The sequence below is a fragment of the Achromobacter veterisilvae genome, assembly GCF_900496975.1.
Taxonomy (GTDB): Bacteria; Pseudomonadota; Gammaproteobacteria; order Burkholderiales; family Burkholderiaceae_B; genus Achromobacter; species Achromobacter veterisilvae.
Genome location: NZ_UFQC01000023.1, coordinates 31,626 through 48,455, shown reverse-complemented (window position 1 = coordinate 48,455; position 16,830 = coordinate 31,626). Strand labels below are relative to the sequence as shown.

Annotated in this window: 15 protein-coding genes; 4 read left to right on the top strand and 11 right to left on the bottom strand. The window is 68.2% G+C overall.

Annotated features, from left to right (window positions below):
• Positions 1–30 precede the first annotated feature (30 nt).
• The 6 genes from AVE30378_RS20355 to AVE30378_RS20330 all read right to left on the bottom strand — a co-directional run bounded on the left by AVE30378_RS20355 (position 31) and on the right by AVE30378_RS20330 (position 5,981).
• Positions 31–954: a DUF817 domain-containing protein gene (locus AVE30378_RS20355; RefSeq protein ID WP_129242707.1), complete on the bottom strand. Its 924-nt coding sequence runs from the start codon at positions 952–954 to the stop codon at positions 31–33.
• A 7-nt stretch (positions 955–961) separates the two neighbouring features.
• A complete protein-coding gene (gene folE2, locus AVE30378_RS20350) occupies positions 962–1,759 on the bottom strand; it encodes a GTP cyclohydrolase FolE2 (RefSeq protein WP_129242705.1) in 798 nt (265 codons plus the stop codon).
• A gap of 186 nt (positions 1,760–1,945) precedes the next feature.
• Entirely contained in the window at positions 1,946–3,808 is a 1,863-nt protein-coding gene (gene dxs, locus AVE30378_RS20345; RefSeq protein WP_129242703.1) for a 1-deoxy-D-xylulose-5-phosphate synthase, read from the bottom strand.
• A 53-nt stretch (positions 3,809–3,861) separates the two neighbouring features.
• The gene (locus AVE30378_RS20340; RefSeq protein WP_129242701.1) at positions 3,862–4,773 is read right to left on the bottom strand and encodes a polyprenyl synthetase family protein; all 912 of its coding nucleotides are present in this window, start codon (positions 4,771–4,773) and stop codon (positions 3,862–3,864) included.
• Positions 4,774–4,780: 7 nt separating this feature from the next.
• Positions 4,781–5,047 (bottom strand): exodeoxyribonuclease VII small subunit, encoded by a 267-nt coding sequence (locus AVE30378_RS20335; protein ID WP_129242699.1) that lies wholly within the window; start codon positions 5,045–5,047, stop codon positions 4,781–4,783.
• 82 nt (positions 5,048–5,129) lie between these two features.
• Complete coding sequence (locus tag AVE30378_RS20330) at positions 5,130–5,981, bottom strand: IclR family transcriptional regulator (protein WP_129242697.1); 852 nt, start codon at positions 5,979–5,981, stop codon at positions 5,130–5,132.
• Positions 5,982–6,152: 171 nt separating this feature from the next.
• On the opposite strand from AVE30378_RS20330, the gene AVE30378_RS20325 reads away from it, so the two are divergent.
• The 3 genes from AVE30378_RS20325 (at position 6,153) to AVE30378_RS20315 (ending at position 9,714) form a co-directional block, all read left to right on the top strand.
• Entirely contained in the window at positions 6,153–7,121 is a 969-nt protein-coding gene (locus tag AVE30378_RS20325; RefSeq protein ID WP_129242695.1) for a Bug family tripartite tricarboxylate transporter substrate binding protein, read from the top strand.
• Between the two features lie 87 nt (positions 7,122–7,208).
• The gene (locus tag AVE30378_RS20320) at positions 7,209–8,219 is read left to right on the top strand and encodes an acyltransferase (protein ID WP_129242693.1); all 1,011 of its coding nucleotides are present in this window, start codon (positions 7,209–7,211) and stop codon (positions 8,217–8,219) included.
• A gap of 346 nt (positions 8,220–8,565) precedes the next feature.
• Entirely contained in the window at positions 8,566–9,714 is a 1,149-nt protein-coding gene (locus AVE30378_RS20315) for an aromatic ring-hydroxylating oxygenase subunit alpha (RefSeq protein ID WP_129242691.1), read from the top strand.
• Between the two features lie 81 nt (positions 9,715–9,795).
• Here AVE30378_RS20315 and AVE30378_RS20310 read toward each other — a convergent pair whose 3' ends face one another.
• From AVE30378_RS20310 to AVE30378_RS20290, 5 genes are all read right to left on the bottom strand, one after another.
• A complete protein-coding gene (locus tag AVE30378_RS20310) occupies positions 9,796–10,926 on the bottom strand; it encodes a TIGR03364 family FAD-dependent oxidoreductase (protein ID WP_129242690.1) in 1,131 nt (376 codons plus the stop codon).
• A gap of 29 nt (positions 10,927–10,955) precedes the next feature.
• Entirely contained in the window at positions 10,956–11,978 is a 1,023-nt protein-coding gene (locus AVE30378_RS20305) for a putative 2-aminoethylphosphonate ABC transporter substrate-binding protein (RefSeq protein ID WP_129242688.1), read from the bottom strand.
• 97 nt (positions 11,979–12,075) lie between these two features.
• Positions 12,076–12,897: a phosphonoacetaldehyde hydrolase gene (phnX, locus tag AVE30378_RS20300; RefSeq protein ID WP_165360254.1), complete on the bottom strand. Its 822-nt coding sequence runs from the start codon at positions 12,895–12,897 to the stop codon at positions 12,076–12,078.
• Positions 12,898–12,925: 28 nt separating this feature from the next.
• Positions 12,926–14,659, bottom strand: coding sequence for a putative 2-aminoethylphosphonate ABC transporter permease subunit (locus tag AVE30378_RS20295; RefSeq protein WP_425265787.1), 1,734 nt, complete (start codon positions 14,657–14,659; stop codon positions 12,926–12,928).
• 31 nt (positions 14,660–14,690) lie between these two features.
• Positions 14,691–15,764: a putative 2-aminoethylphosphonate ABC transporter ATP-binding protein gene (locus AVE30378_RS20290; RefSeq protein WP_129242682.1), complete on the bottom strand. Its 1,074-nt coding sequence runs from the start codon at positions 15,762–15,764 to the stop codon at positions 14,691–14,693.
• A gap of 148 nt (positions 15,765–15,912) precedes the next feature.
• Between AVE30378_RS20290 and AVE30378_RS20285 the strand changes: the two genes are divergently transcribed.
• On the top strand, positions 15,913–16,776 hold the full coding sequence (locus AVE30378_RS20285) for a LysR family transcriptional regulator (protein ID WP_129242680.1): 864 nt from the start codon (positions 15,913–15,915) through the stop codon (positions 16,774–16,776).
• Positions 16,777–16,830 lie beyond the last annotated feature (54 nt).

Sequence of the window (16,830 nt, the reverse complement as noted above, 5' to 3'; positions counted from 1 at the left end):
TTGGGCCGCCAGGCGCAAGCCGACTGCCTGTCAGGAAATAAGGGACGCGTTATTTCGCGCGCCCTGCCCCGCCGCCTGAGGCGTATCGGCAACATCGATTTCCCGGGGCCGGTTGACCACGCTGACCATCACGTAACTGATGATCATGAGCAGGAACCACGAGCCCAGTTTGGCGGCGGATACCCATTCCCAGCCGCCGGACTGGTTCGGGTAGCGCCAGGCGTTGGCGAAGGTCCCGATGTTCTCGGCGAACCAGATGAACAGGGCCACCAGCGTGAACCCCAGCAGCAGGGGCATGCGGCGGTAGTCGCGCCAGATCCGGAAGTACACCCAGGTGCGGGCGAACAGGACGGCGGTCAGCGCGAAGAGGATGAGCCTGAAGTCCGCGATGAAATGGTGCGCGAAGAAATTCAGGTAGATCAGCACCGACAGCAGCACCGTGGCCGCCAGCGGCGGATGCTCCCGGAAGCGGAAGTCGAACAGGCGCCAGACCCGCGCCAGGTAGCTGCCCACCGCCGCGTACATGAAGCCCGTGAACAGCGGCACGCCGCCGACGCGCAGCACGCTGGCCTCGGGATAGATCCAGGAGCCGGCCGCCGTCTTGAACAGTTCCATCCCCGTGCCCACGACGTGGAACATCAGGATCACGCGGGCTTCGCTCCAGGTTTCCATGCGCAGCGCCAGCAGCGCCGCCTGGATGCCCAGCGCCGCCAGGGTCAGGAAATCGTAGCGGGCCAGGAAGGCGTCCTTCGGATACCACCAGTGGGTGCCCAGCAGCAACGCGCACATCAGGCCGCCGAACAGGCAGGCCCAGGCCTGCTTCACGCCGAAGCGGAAGAACTCGTAGAGCGCGACGCCGAAACGGCCGCGGCCGGCCAGATTGCCGGCCAGCCGCGATTCCCAACCCTGCAGTCCGGCGATGAGCGGCCAGTCGTTGGCCGCCGGATGGCGCACGGGAGGCTCAGCCTTCCACGACGGCGTAGGCCGAGTGGTTGTGGATCGATTCGAAGTTCTCGGCTTCCACGCGATAGCGGGCGATGCCGGGGTGCGCGTTCAGGCGGGCCGCCACGTCGCGCACCAGGTCTTCGACGAACTTGGGATTGTCGTAGGCGCGTTCGGTGACGTACTTTTCGTCGGGGCGCTTCAGCAGGCCCCACAGTTCGCACGACCCTTCCTCTTCGATCAGGCGGATGACGCTGTCCATGCCGATGTCGCCGTTCAGGATGGCGGACACGGTGACGTGCGAGCGCTGGTTGTGCGCGCCGTACTCGGAAATGGCCTTCGAGCACGGACAGAGACTGGTGACAGGCACCTGCACGATCAGTTCGAATTCCACGGCGTCGCCCTGGGCGCGGGCGATCCACTGGACTTCGTAGTCCAGCAGGCTCTGCACGCCGGAGATCGGGGCGGACTTGTTGATGAAATACGGGAACGCCGCGGTAATGTCGCCGCGCTCGGCGTGCAGCAGCGGCAGCATGTCGGCCGCCATGGCGCGGAACAGGGCCGGCGTCATGGGCGTGCTGCGGTACTTTTCCAGCAGGGCCACGAAGCGGGACATATGCGTCCCCTTTTCTTCGGGGGGCAGCGCCACCGTCAGCGTCCAGTTGGCCACGGTGCCCTGGGGCGAACCGTCGCCGCTTTCAACCAGCATGGGGTGGCGCACGCCACGGATGCCCACCCGCTGAATCGGGATGTGCCGGGTGTCCGCCGAACTCTGGACGTCGGGCATCACGATGGCGGGGTCGATCGGAGAATTCATTTCGGCTTACCTGTCTAGGCGTTCAATCGTGCATACGCACGCGCCCAGGAATCTAGAGAAGGGGGCCATTATCGCCCATACGCCGGCAATCGCCAGGGAAAACCCTTTTCCGCGTAGGTTGGCGGGGCCGGAACAGTGTGTTGCATCCATGGGGCCCAGGCCGCCGGGCCTGGGCCCCATGGAGCTTCAGCCGGGCAGATCGGCGTAGCGGGCGCGGATCGAGCGCTCGATGCCGGCGGCGTCCAGGCCGATGCCGGCCAGCAGGGCCGATTGCTCGCCATGGTCGATGAACTCGTCGGGCAGGCCCAGTTGCAGCACCGGAATCTGCACGCCCGCGGCGCTCAGCGTCTCCAGCACCGCGCTGCCCGCCCCGCCCATGATGGAGGCGTCTTCCAGCGTGACCAGCGCATCGTGCCGGGCGGCCAGGTCCAGGATCAGTTCGCGGTCGATCGGCTTGGCGAAACGCATGTCGGCCACGGTCGCGTCCAGCTTTTCGGCGGCGACCAGCGCGGCCTGGACCAGGGTGCCGAAGCCCAGGATGGCGATCCGCGCGCCTTCGCGGCGCACCACGCCCCGGCCGAGTTCGACGGTTTCCAGGCCGGGCGCTTCCGCGGCGCCGCAGCCCGCGCCGCGGGGATAGCGCACCGACGCGGGGCCGGGATGCTGATAACAGGTCGACAGCAGCAGGCGGGTTTCGTTTTCGTCCGACGGCGTGGCCACCACCATATTGGGCACGCAGCGCAGGAAGGCGATGTCGTAGTTGCCGGCGTGCGTGGCGCCGTCCGCGCCCACGATGCCGGCGCGGTCCAGCGCGAACGTGACGTCCAGGTTCTGCAGCGCCACGTCGTGGATGAACTGGTCGTAGCCGCGCTGCAGGAAGGTGGAGTAGATCGCGACCACGGGCTTCTGGCCTTCGCAGGCGACGCCGGCGGCGAACGTCACGGCGTGCTGTTCGGCGATGCCCACGTCGAAGTACCGCTGCGGGAAGCGCTGCTCGAACTCCACCAGCCCGCTGCCCTCGCGCATGGCGGGCGTGATGGCGACCAGGCGCGAGTCCTGCTCGGCCATGTCGCACAGCCACTTGCCGAACACCTGGGTGAACGTGCGCTTGCCCGGCGCCTTGGACTGCTGGATGCCGACCGCGGGATCGAACTTGCCCGGGCCGTGGTACAGGACCGGATCCGCCTCGGCCAGCTTGTAGCCCTGCCCTTTCCGCGTCACCACGTGCAGGAATTGCAGGCCCTGCAGGGCCTTCAGGTTCTGCAGGGTCGGCACCAGGGCGTCCAGGTCGTGCCCGTCGATGGGGCCGACGTAGTTGAAGCCGAATTCCTCGAACAGCGTGGCCGGCGTGACCATGCCCTTGGCGTGCTCTTCGAAGCGGCGCGCCAGTTCCAGCACCGGCGGCACGTGCTGCAGCACCGCGCGGCCGACGTTCTTGGCCGCCGCGTAGAAGCGGCCCGACATCAGGCGGGCCAGATAGCGGTTCAGCGCCCCGACCGGCGGCGAGATCGACATGTCGTTGTCGTTCAGGATCACCAGCAGGTTGATGTTGGGTGTGACGCCCGCGTTGTTCATGGCCTCGAACGCCATGCCGGCGGACATCGCGCCGTCGCCGATGACGGCGATGTGCTGGCGCTGCGCGCCGGCGTTGCGCGACGCGACCGCCATGCCCAGCGCGGCCGAGATGGACGTGGACGAGTGCGCCGTGCCGAAGGCGTCGTACTCGGATTCGCTGCGCTTCGGAAAGCCCGAAATGCCGCCCTGCTGCCGCAGTTGGGCCATGCCGGCGCGGCGGCCGGTCAGGATCTTGTGGGGGTAGGACTGGTGGCCCACGTCCCAGACGATGCGGTCGTGGGGCGTGTCGAATACCTGGTGCAGGGCCAGCGTGAGCTCGACGGTGCCCAGGTTGGACGACAGGTGCCCGCCCGTTTTGGATACCGATTCCAGCACGAAGCCTCGCAGCTCGTCCGCAAGCTTCTTGAGCTCGCGGCGATCCAGGCGCTTGAGGTCTGCCGGGGATTGAATGCGGTCCAATAAATCTGTCGTCATGCTTTTATTTGGTTCGTTGTCCCGGCCTGCATCCAGCCCGGGCTTGTCTCGGCTCAGCGGTCCCGCAGGACGATGAAGTCGGCCAGTTGGGCCAGGCGCGATCCCGCCTCGCCCAGCGGCGCCAACGCGGCCAGCGCGTCCTCGCGCAATTCTTCGGCAAACGCCCGCGCCTCGGCAAGGCCCAGGAGCGATACGTAGGTGGGCTTGTTCTCCGCCGCGTCCTTGCCTGGCGTCTTGCCCAGGCTGGCGCTGTCGGCGGTCACGTCGAGGATGTCGTCCACGACCTGGAACGCCAGGCCCACGGCCTGCGCGTAGGCGTCCAGCGCCTGGCGCGCGGCCGAGCTGGCGCCCGCCACGATTCCGCCCAGGGCCACGCTGCACGCGAGCATGGCGCCCGTCTTCATGCTGTGCATGGTCTGCAGTTCGTCGCGCGACAGCGCGCGGCCGACGCTGAACAGATCGATGGCCTGCCCGCCCGCCATGCCCTGGCTGCCGGCGGCGCGCGCCAGCGACTGGGTCGCCTGCACGATCAGCGCGGGCGCGATCGGCATGGAAGCCAGCAGGTCGAAGGCCAGCGGCTGCAGGGCGTCGCCCGCCAGCATGGCGGTGGCTTCGTCGAACTGCACGTGGGCCGTGGGCCGGCCGCGGCGCAGCGTATCGTCATCCATGCACGGCAGGTCGTCGTGCACCAGCGAATAGGCGTGGATCAGTTCCACCGCCGCGGCGGCGCGGTCCAGCGAGGCCTCGACGGCCAGGACGCTGCCGCTGACGGGGCAGGCCTGCCCGGCCGCATAGACCAGCGCGGCCCGCACCCGCTTGCCGCCGCCGAGAACGGCGTACCGCATGGCTTCGTGCAGGCGGGCGGGCAGCGCGTCCGCGGGAGGCAGGAGATCGTCCAGGACGTCTTCGACGCGCCGCACGCGGCCCTGCAGCCATTCCGGGAAGGCGAGTTGGATTTGCTTCATCGGGTTTTTATTCGTCATCCAGCGCCGCCGGATCCAGCGGGCGCAGCAAGTCGCCCTCAAGGACCTTCACCTGCTGCTCGGCCTGCGCCAGGCGATCCTGGCAGACCCGGGTGAGCGCCACGCCGCGCCGGTAGGCGGCCAGCGATTGCTCGAGCGGCAACGATCCGTCTTCCATGGCCGCGACCAGCGATTCGAGCTCGGCCAGCGCCGTTTCGAAATCCTGGGGCAAGGGACGGTCGTCGACCTGCGGGTCGGCTTGAGAGGGTTTGGCCAAACGGATCTCCGAGGACGCTAGGGGTGGATCAATCCGTGAATTGTACGAGATACCCAGGCCCTGTCCCGATGCCCCGCGCGACTCAGGCGGACGCCCCCGCGAGCCCCGCGATCGCCGCCCGCAGCAAAGGCGCCACGCGCCCCCGCAGCTCCGCCTCGGGCAGCAGGCCGGCGGGCCCGCCGCAGCTCATGACGAAGACGCCTTCGCCCGTGACGGACGAGAACGGCACCGCGGCGGCATTGATCCCCGACTGCCACTCGCCGATGGCGAAGCAGCAGCCCGACTCCCGCAATTCCGCGCGGGCGCGTTCGATGGCCGCGGCCGCGGGCGCGGCCTCGCCCAGGCGGGCCAATGCGTCGTCGCACGCCGGGACCGGCAGGCTGGCCAGGTAGGCCCGGCCCATGGCGCTGTCCAGGCTGGCGCGGTAGCCCACCGGCAGGCGCAGGTAGAGGGCGGAGGATCCGTGGATGGCCTCGACATAGGTCATGGCGTCTCCGTCGAAGGCGCCCAGCGCGACCGCGCCGCCCGTGCCGCGGGCGAGTTCCGTCATCGACGCCTTGGCGAGTTCGCGCACTTCCAGCCCGGCCAGCAGGCCGAACCCCAGCGCCAGGACCCCGTAGCCGGGCGAATACTTGCCCGTATCGGGGTGATAGCGCAGATAACCCAGTTCGGTCAGCGTGTAGGTGATGCGGCTGATGGTGGGCTTGGGCAGGCCGGTCAGGCGCGCCAGGTCCAGGTTGCCCAGCGCGGTCACGCCATGGCGGAAGCAGCGCAGCACGTCCAGGCCGCGCGCCAGCGCCGTAATGAAGTCCGGCGAACTGGCGCCCTCTCCGCCCGCGGCGCGCTTGCGGCGCGCGGGCAGGCTCAGTTCGACCTTGCCGTCCGGCTTGGCGGCGGGATGGACGATGCGCTTGCCGTCAGAAAAAGATTGCATTTCTATTCGCTTCGTTTTTATAGTTTATTTCGAATAACAAAATTAAATTTCATTTATCGGAATTTAAAACATCCTAGGTGAACTGGCAAGCGCGACGACCCCGCCCCGGCGGCAACGCGCGAGGCCAGGCCCGACGATCCACTCCTGTATGCGACATCAAGGGGAAAAAACATGATACGCACGAGCTTCAAACTGCTGGCCACCCTGCTTCTCGGCGCCGCGGCGCTGGGCGCCCAGGCCGACACCTACCCTTCCCGCCCGATCAAGGTCGTCTCGCCCTTCCCGGCCGGCGGCGCCACCGACGTGCTGACGCGGATCCTGGCCGAGCGCATGGCCAAGACGCTGGGCCAGCCCATGATCGTCGAGAACAAGGCGGGCGCCGGCACCTCCATCGGCGCGGCGTTCGTCTCGCGCGAAGCGCCGGACGGCTACACCATCCTGATGGCCACCAACTCCACGCTGGTCACGAACCGCTACCTGTACAAGGAACTGCCCTACGACCCGGACGGCTTCGCCCGGATCGGCATGGTGGGCGTGGGGCCGCTGGTCCTGCTGTCCAGCCCCAAGCGGCCGTTCAACAGCACCCAGGACCTGGTGGCCTACGCCAAGCAGAACCCCGGCAAGCTGACCTTCGCCACGTTCGGCCCCGGCACCTCGTCCCACCTGGCCGGGGAACTCTTCAAGGAGCGCGCCGGCATCGACATCCTGCACGTGCCCTTCAAGGGCGCGACCCAGGCGCTGCCCGCGCTCATCAGCGGCGACGTGGACCTGTTCTTCGACATGGTGGCCACCGGCATGCCGCAGGCCGACGCGGGCAAGGTCAAGGTGTTCGCCATCACCAGCCCCTCGCGCCTGGCCACGCAGCCCAAGCTGGAAACGCTGTCCGAACAGGGCTACCCCTCGTTCGACATGACCGCCTGGTTCAGCTTCGTGGCGCCCAAGGGCACGCCCGCCCCGGCGATGGAAAAGCTGCAGCAGGCGCTGGCCGAAACGCTCCAGGACGAAGCGGTGAAGAAGCGCATGCTGGACATGGGCATCGACCCGCGGTCCGGCACGCCGGCCGAACTGGACAAGCAGATCCAGACCGAACAGCCCATCGTTTCGCAACTGATCAAGCAGGCCAACATCGTCCTGCAGTGACGGGTTGTTAACAGGCCCTAACCCCTGGATACACAAGCCTCGCACTCCCGGCTGCTATGGTGAAACAAACACCGAACCGGGAGTCCGATGCCGTACCTGGAAGAAAAATATTCGCGCCTGGATGCCGCCCGCTGGCTGGCGGCACTGGCCGTCGTCCTGCTGCACAGCGCGGCCATGATCGTCAGCAACCCGTCCGCCTACGGCGGCGGGGCCTGGCTGGCGGCCAATCTGTACGATTCCGCCGCCCGCTGGTGCGTGCCCGTTTTCGTCATGGTCAGCGGCGCCCTGCTGCTGGACCCCGACAAGCCCCAGGACGCGCGCCAGTTCTACAGCCGCCGCATGGCCCGTATCTGCGCGCCGCTGCTGTTCTGGACGCTTTTCTACCTGGCATGGCGCACGGCGCTGGACTGGTGGGACGACGGCCGCGTCGATTTTTCGTTCTGGCCGCGCAAGGTCGTCCAGGGCGAACCCTACTACCATCTCTGGTATCTCTACATGATCGTGGGGCTGTACCTGTTCGCCCCGCTGACCCGGCTGCTGTATGCGCGCAGCACGCCGCGCGCGCGCGGGCTGTGGGTGGTCGGCATCCTGGGCGTGGCGATCCTGGACGCGCTGTACCGCCGCGCGCTCGGCGCGCCCGCCGGCTTCTTCCTGACCTGGTTCCTCCCCTATCTGGGCTACTTCGTGGCCGGCCGTCTGATCTTCGACGGCCAGATGCGCGTGCCGCGGCCCGGCCTGATGCTGGCGGCCAGCGTGGCCGCGACCGCGCTTGGCGTCTATGCCATGTCCAGCAGCCGCACGCTGGACACTTATTTCTATGATTATTTCAGCCTGACCGTGCCGTTCATGTCGCTGGCCGCGTTCCAGTGGATCGTCTCCTCGCCCCGGCTGCCGCGCCTAGCCCCGCTGGCGCCGCTGACCTTCGGCGTGTACCTGATCCATCCGCTGTTCCTGGACCTGGCGCGCCGCGCCGGCGCGATGGCCGGCTCGCGCAGCGACGCCTGGGCGGTGCCCTTGCTGGCCGCCACCGTGTTCGCGCTGTCGGCGGCCAGCAGTTGGCTGCTGAGGCGGCATCCGGCCACCCGCCGGCTAGTCTGAAAGGCTTGCGCCGCCTGGCGGAAACCGGGTTCCGGCACCGGCCGGAACGGCTCCGCCGCGGCCCGCCCGGGCTTCCCGTATCTTCACGGGCGCGGGGCAAGGGCTTGGGGTACAATTCACGGCTTATTTGATCGGCCAGACACCGATTTTTCTTCGCGCCAGAACGGAATTCACCCAGCGGATTTCACTTGGCGGATTTGCCCAGCGGAATTCAACCGGCGGATTTGGCCAGGCCCCCAAGGCCCGGCCCGACAGGTCCGCGCTGCACGCTGGGCAAGGCCGCCAGGCAAAGCCCCTGGGCAAAAAGCTCGACCGTCCTGGCTTTTTTATCCGAGCGGAGGGAATCATGACCGACATCGGTCGGATGGCACATGTAGTGCCAGCTCGCACCCAGCTACCCGTCAGCGCGTATTTTGACGAAGCCCTCTTTGCCCGCGAGCAAGAACTCATTTTCAAGCAATCCTCGCAATACGTCGGCCACCAGAAATTGGTGCCCGAAATCGGGGACTGGCGTACGCTGGTCCAGGAAAGCAGTGGGCGCGTGCTGGTCCGCAACCAGCAGGGCGTCGAACTCATCTCGAATGTCTGCCGCCACCGGCAGGCATTGATGCTTGGCGGCGAGGCCGGCGATGTGGCCGGCAACTGCAATACGAAGGGCAATCTGAAGGCAAGCGGCGGCAACATCGTGTGTCCGCTGCACCGTTGGACGTACAACAACCAGGGCGAGTTGTTGGGCGCGCCGCAGTTCGACACCACGCCCTGCATGAACCTGCAGAAGTTCCGCCTGCGCGATTGCCACGGCCTGCTGTTCGAAGGCCCGCGCGATCCGGCCTCCGACATGGCCCCGCTGTTCTCGCGGCCCGAGTTCGACTTCGGCGACTACGTGCTGGACCACGTCGAGGTGCACCAGTGCAACTACAACTGGAAGACCTTCATCGAGGTCTACCTCGAGGACTACCACGTCGGCCCGTTCCACCCCGGCCTGGGCCGCTTCGTCACGTGCGACGACCTGACCTGGGAGTTCAACGACTGGTACAGCCTGCAGCGGGTCGGCGTGCACAACGCGCTGGCGCAGCCGGGCTCGGACGTCTACAAGCAGTGGCATGACCGCCTGCTGGCGTTCCGCGAAGGCGACGCGCCCGATTTCGGCGCGGTCTGGGTCACGTATTTCCCGACCCACATGATCGAACTCTATCCGCACGTGCTGGTGCTCTCCACGCTGTACCCCAAGAGCCCCCAGGAAACGGTGAACGTGGTCGAGTTCTACTACCCCGAGGAAATCGCCGCCTTCGAGCGCGAGTTCGTCGAGGCGCAGCGCGCCGCCTACATGGAAACGGCCATCGAGGACGACGAGATCGCCGAACGCATGGACGCCGGCCGCAAGGCCCTGATGCTGCGCGGCGTGAACGAGACCGGCCCCTACCAGTCGCCCATGGAAGACGGCATGCAGCATTTCCACGAATGGTATCGCCGCATCATGCAGGAGAAGGCCTGAAGCCCCTGGGCTTCGGCGCCGCTTCCTCCAGACGGAAAGGCCTCGCGTTCATCCGCGAGGCCTTTCTTTTTCCTGCCGTGGTCAGCGGCCCAGCACCCCGGCCACGGTGCGCTCGCCGATGGCCAGCCCCACCGTCATGCCCACCCCCGAATGCATGACCGCCACCGTCGTGGCCGGGTCCACCGGCATCACCGAGAACGGCGCCGGTCCGCGCGCGCCGTAGACGCCCTGCCAGCGCTCCAGCACGCGCAGGCGCGCCCCCAGGGCCTGCGAGGCCAGATCCAGCATCGCGTCGTCGACGGCTTCGTCGTTGAACGGCGGCGCGTCCTGGCCGTAGCGGTGCGAATCGCCGATGATCAGTTCGCCGTAGGGCGTGGGGCTGACCAGCAGGTGGATGCCGTTTTCCAGCAGCATCGGCTCGCGCGCCTGGATCGTGCCGCGCAGCGCCAGCGCCGAAGGCAGGTCCGAGAACGCGCCGTAGTGCACGCAGGACAGGCCCGTGAGCAGAGGACGGTCCAATGCGATGGGGGCCGTCTCGAACGCGGCGCGCAGCATCTGCAGGCGCGTGACCTCCAGGTTCAGCGGCGCGAACCGTTCGGGCAGCAGGGTCAGGTAATCGTGGCCCGGGCAGACGAACACATGCTCGCCCTTGAATTCGCCGGCCGAGGTGCACACCAGCCCGCCTTCCACGGCGCGCGCCAGCGTGCCGGTGACGAAGGCGACGCCCAGCGACCCGGCCAGGTAGCGCGTGATGGCCGGCAGCGCCTCGCGCGAATAGATCTGCAGGTCGTCATGCCCCTGCAGGGCCGCGCAGTGGTGCGCCAGCCGGCCGCCATACAGGCCGGCCACGTCGCGGCCCGACAGCAGGTCGGCGCGATAGCCTTCCTGCCGCATGCGCGTGTCGGCGAACTCCTGCAGCACGTCCGCCTCGTCGGCATTGCGCGCCAGCACCAGGGCGCCGTTGGCCCGCACGTGGAAGCCCGCCTTGCCCGCCAGATCCAGCCACAGTTCGCGGGCCTGCCGGGCGTGCGACAGCATCGTGCCGGGCGCCTGGCCCGTGACGATGACCTGGCCGAAATTGCGGATCGTGGCGCCATGCGCCTGGCGGCTGCGCTCGATCACGGCCACGGACAGGCCGCGCTTGGCGGCCGCCCAGGCGTGCGCGATGCCCAGCATGCCCGCGCCCACTACGACTACGTCGAAGTTCTTCATCTCTGGAATATTGCTCGAGGGATTGCGGCTTACTTCTTCTTCGGCTCGGACTTGCCGTCGTAACGCTTGGTCCATTCGGCGATGATGCGTTCGCGGTTCGTGGCGGCCCACACGAAGTCGTTCTTGATCATGCGCGTGGTCAAGTCGGCCGGCAGGTTGGGATTGACCGTCGCCACCGACGGGATCGCCAGCACCGCGAAGTTGGCCTTGTACAGTTCGTTGGCCTCGCGGCTGGCCGAGAAGTCGGCCAGTTTGCGGGCCGCTTCCAGGTTCTTGGTGCCCTTCACGATGGCGGTGGCTTCGACTTCCCAGCCCAGGCCTTCCGACGGGAACACGGCCTCGACCGGCGCGCCGTCGGCCTTCAGCTTCGCGGCGCGATAGTCGAACGACACGCCGATCGGGAACTCGCCGGCGGCGGCCATGTTGCAGGGCTTGGAACCCGAGTGCGTGTACGAGCCGATGTTCTTGTGCAGGGCGTCCATGTAGGCCCAGCCCTTTTCTTCGCCGAAGATCTGCAGCCAGGCGCTCACGTCCAGAAAGCCCGTGCCCGAGGACGCCGGGTTCGGCATGACGATCTTGCCGGCGTACACCGGCTTGGTCAGGTCCTGCCACGAGGCGGGCTTGGGCAGCTTCTGCTTTTCGGCTTCGATGGTGTTGAAGCAGATGGCGGCGGCGTAGCCGTCCATGCCGACCCACGACGGCTCGGCCTTGGCGTCGCGCATGTTGGCGGCGATCTGGTCCAGGCCCTTGGGGGCATAGGGCTGCAGCATGCCTTCCTTGTCCATCAGGCCCAGGGCCGTGCCGGCCAGGCCCCAGATCACGTCGGCCTTGGGGTTGCTCTTCTCGGCCAGCAGCTTGGCGGCGATGATGCCGGTGGAGTCGCGCACCCACTGGATCTTGATGTCGGGATTGGCCTTCTCGAACGCGGCCTGGTAGGCCTTGATCTGGTCGGCCTCGAGCGCCGTGTACACGGTCAGGGTGGTCTCGGCGGAGGCGGCGCCCATCGTGCCCGTCAGGGCGGCGGCCAGTGCAAGCAGCTTGTAGCGATTCATGGAGTACTCCGTGGATAAGCGGAAAAAAGGCTGAAAAGGGCCCCCGGGGCCGGCGCGAACCGGTCCCGTATGCGGCGCGTAAAGGGTCGGTGAGCGGTTAGGGCCGCCGGCCCGCGGACAAGCGGGATTCGATATCGGCGATCACGGCGGGCAGGTCGGCGACGGTGTCGATCAGGTAATGCGGCGCGGCGGGCGAGAGTTCGGCGCTGGCCCGGGCGCGCGCCTCCTGGCGGCCGGCGTCGTCCAGGCTCAGGTATTCGTCCAGCGTCAGGCCGGCGGCGTTGCCGGAGAGCAGCAGGCCCACGGTCCACATGCCGGCGCGGCGCCCTTCCTCGATCCCCGGCGCGGTGTCGTCGACCTTGATGCACGCGGCCACGTCCGACAGGCCCAGCTCCACCACGTTCTTCAGGGCCATCGCGGGCGCGGGGCGGGCGCGCGGCACGTCGTCGCTGGCCACGATGCAGTCGGGCTCCAGGCCCTCCGCGGCGGCGCGCTCGACCACGCGGCGCATGACGCTGTCGGGATAGCCCGAGCACGAACCGATCTTCAGGCCGCGCTGGCGCAGCGCGCGCAGCAGTTCGGCCGCGCCGGGTATCGCCGCCGAATACTGGGCGACCTTCTCCAGTTGCATCGGCAGGAAGCGCTCATAGATGGCGGTCACGTCGTCGTCGGTGGGCAGGCGGCCGAACTGGGCCTGATACTGGCTGGCGATGGCGATGTCGTTGCACAGCGCGCGGATGTGGTCCCACTTGCCCATGCCCATCGGGCCGCGGGCCTGCGCCAGCGAGACGTCCATGCCGAACTGCGCGAACGCGTCGACGAACACTTTAGTGGGCGCGAAAGAACCGAAATCGACCAGCGTTCCGGCCCAATCGAAGATCACCGCTTCCAGGCGGACGGGCAAAGGCGAAACAGTCATGAGGGTCATCCTTCAGGAAAATAGTCGGTCAATGGGCCGCGGGGCGGCGCCAGGCCTGGCTGCGCGCCACCAGCGCGCGGCTTGCCAGGTGCAGGGCCAGCGCCGCGGCGGCCGAACTGGCCATGATCACGGTGCACATGGCGGCGGCGGGGCCGATGAAGCCGGCGTCGTCCATGTTCAGCACCGCGACCGCGGCCAGCACCGTGGACGGGCTGTACAGGAACACCACGGCGGACACCGTCGTCATGGCGGAAACGAACAGATAGCGGGCGACGTCCAGCGCGGCCGGCAGGCACATCGGCAGGGTCACGCGCAGGAACGTGGTCAGGCGCGGCACCTTCAGCGACGCGGAAGCGGCCTCGAACTCGGGGTCCAGCGCGTTGAGCGCCGTGGCGGCCGTCAGGTGCGCGCTGGTGTAGAAGTGGACGACGGTGCACAGGACCAGCAGCGGCATCGTTCCGTACAGCACGTTCAGCGGATTCATCGGGCTGTTGAAGAAGAAGATGTAGCCCAGCCCCAGCACCAGGCCCGGAACGGCCATGGGCATCAGCGCCAGCATGCCGAGCAGGCCGCGCAGGCCCTGCGCCATGGCGCCGCGGGCCGGCACCTTCTCCATCATCCAGGCGCCGGTGAAGACCACGGCCGTGCCCGCCAGCGCCGTGCAGAACGCCAGTTGCAGGCTGTTGCGCCAGGCCAGCCAGCCGCCGCCGTCCATGTTGTCGAAGTCGTAGGAACGCAGCGACATCGACAGGTTGTAGGGCCACATCTTCACGAACGACGCCCAGACCGCCACGCCGATGATCAGCAGCAGGAACGCGGCCAGCACGCCCGCCAGCGCCAGGAACGCGGCGTCGCGGCGGCGGTTGGAGCCCGCCGCGTAGGGCTGGGCCCGGCCGCTCAGTTGGGCGCCCTGGCGGGCGCGCAGCCGGCGGTCCAGCGCGAAGGTCAGGAGGGCGGGCAGGAGCAGCAGGATGCCGATAGCCGCGCCCTTGGGGAAATTCTGCTGCCCGACCACGGCCTTGTAGGCCTCCATCGCCAGCACGTTGTAGTCGCCGCCGACGACCTTGGGTACGCCGAAGTCCGTCACCGTCAGCGTGAACACCACGCAGCACGCGGAGAACACGGCGTAGCGGGTGCCCGGCAGGGTCACGGTCATGAAGGTGCGCCACGGGCCCGCGCCCATGGCGCGCGCGGCGTCGTAGAGGCGGCCGTCGGCCAGGGCCAGCCCGGTCAGCAGGATCATGAGGGCGTGCGGGAAGGTGTAGAACGCCTCGCCCGCGACGATGCCCCAGAAACCGTAGATGGTGGCGCCGCCGGTCAGCCCCTTGAGCAGGCCCTGGTTGCCCAGCAGGTACACCAGCGCGATGCCCGGCAGCAGCGACGGGGCGAGCAGCGGCAGCAGGGCGACGGTGCGCAGCAGCCCCTTGCCCGGCAGGCGCGTGCGCGTCAGGCCATAGGCGAATCCGTAGGCGCAGGGCACGACCAGCAGCGTCGTCACGGCGCCCACCGCCAGGCTGCGCGCGACCATGGCCAGGAAACCGTCGCCGCCGATGATGCCGGCGACCACCGACAGCCCGGCCCAATCGCCGTTGCCGTCGGTCACGGCCTTGATCAGGATCGCCGCCAGCGGCAGGGCCAGGAACAGCAGCAGGCCCAGCGCCAGCGCGCCCTGCCCGGCCGCCAGGCCGGCGGCGCCGATCCAGGCGGGCAAGGGGCGCCGGCCCAGCGACGGCGCGGGCGCGGCAACGAGAGCGGCCGGCATGGGCGCATCGGAGGAGCGGACCATGGCGGGATCAAGCGTAGGCGCGTAGCGCATGGCGCGGCAGCTCCACCCAGCAGCGGCTGGCAGCGTGAGGGCCCAGCAGGGCGTCTCCGATTTCAGGGGATACGATGGAATGCACCGTCGCGCCGGGCACGCCTTCCAGGCGCAGGGCCAGGCGGTAGCCGCGGCCCAGGAACACGCCGTCCAGCACGTCGGCCAGCATGGCGTTGGGCAGGTCCGGACGCGCCGTGCTCACACGCACCGCTTCCGGCCGCACGAACAGCCTGCCCGTGGCGGCGTCCAGCGCCTCGTCCACGGCCAGTTCCTGCCGGCCGACGCGGGCGCGATGCGCGTCCACGCGTTCGAACGGCAGCCAGTTGGCCTCGCCCACGAAATCGGCGATGAAGGCCGAGCCGGGCTGGCGGTAAAGCTCTCTCGGGGTGCCGTACTGTTCGATGACGCCGCCGTTCATGACGGCGATGCGGTCGGCCATCACCATGGCCTCTTCCTGGTCGTGGGTGACCATCAGCGTGGTGATCGACAGGCGCTTTTGCAGGGCGCGCAGTTCGATGCGCAGATGTTCGCGCACGCGGGCGTCCAGGGCGGACATGGGCTCGTCCAGCAGCAGCAGGGACGGCGACGGGGCCAGCGCGCGCGCCAGGGCCACGCGCTGCTGCTGTCCGCCCGAAATCTGTCCCGGATATTTTCCGGCCGCGCCCGCCAGGCCCACCAGCGTCAGCATTTCCTCGACGCGGCTGGCGACGTGGCTGCGGTGGGCGCGCTTGCCGCTCAGTCCGTAGGCCACGTTCTGGGCCACGGTCAGGTTGGGGAACAAGGCATAGGACTGGAACAGGATGCCGTAGTCGCGCGCTTGCGGCTCGGCGTGCGAAATGTCGCGGCCGGACAGTACGATCGCGCCGCTGTCCTGGCGCTCCAGGCCGGCGATCGCGCGCAGCAGGGTGGTCTTGCCGCAGCCCGAGGGCCCCAGCAGGCACACCAGCTCTCCGGCGCGGATGTCGAGCGAGACGTCCGACAGCGCGGTGTGGCTGCCGAACCGCTTCACAAGATGCCTGACGGAGAGAAATGCGTTATCGCGTGCGGCCATGGGGCCTCCGGTTTGGGAACGCAGGCAGTATGGAACGCGCGTATTGAGTGTTTATGACACTTCGCGCAAATGCAGTAATAAAAACATCAAATTATTTTGGTGTACTGGCGGTCTTGCGCATTGCGTCCATTTACCGCCCCCAAACACCGTGCTTGTTGCCGAACTCAAATCCTTCTACGCCGTGGCCCGCTGCGGCACCGTCACCAAGGCCGCCGCCCAGTTGGGCGTCAGCCAGCCCACGGTGACGGGGCAATTGCGCCAGTTGGAGTCGCGCTACGGGGTAGAACTGTTCCATCGGCAAGGGCGCGGCATGCGCCTGTCGGACGCGGGCCACAGCCTGATGCCCATGGTGGAGAAGCTGGTCCAGCAGGAAACCGAGATCGACTTCCGCCTGCGCGACGCCAGCGATCTGCGCGAAGGCAATCTGCGCATCGGCGCCACCGGCCCCTTCTACATCATGGACACGGTGCGCAGCTACAACCAGCGCTACCCGGGCATCGACCTGACCCTCACGATCGGCAATTCGCAGAGCATGCTGCAGGCGCTGCACGATTACCGCATCGAGATTGCCACCTCATCCTTTCTGATGGATGACAGGCACCTGTACCGGCGGAGGATCGCCGCCGATCCCATCCGCGTGGTGACGCATCGCGACCACCCGCTGGCCCGCCGCGGCCAGGTCCGCCTGGCCGACCTGGCGGAACACGCCCTGCTCCTGCGCGAACCCGGTTCCATGACGCGGCAGCTCACGGAAGACGCCCTGCGGGCGGCCGGCGTCGCCGTGCGCCGCACGCTGGAGATCGGCAGCCGGGAATCGATCCGGCAAGCCATCCTGTGCGGGCTGGGGATCAGCCTGATCCCCTCGCGCGAAATCCCCTCGCATCCCGACCTGGCGGCCCTGGACATCCAGGGCGCCGACATCGTGATGCACGAATACCTGTATTGCCTGCGCGAGCGCCAACCGGTGCAGCTCATCGCGCGCTTTCTGGAGATGGCGCCGGCCGCGAACTGACCGGCACCGGCCCCCGCCCGCCACCTCCGCTTTGCGGCCACCCTGGAGACGACC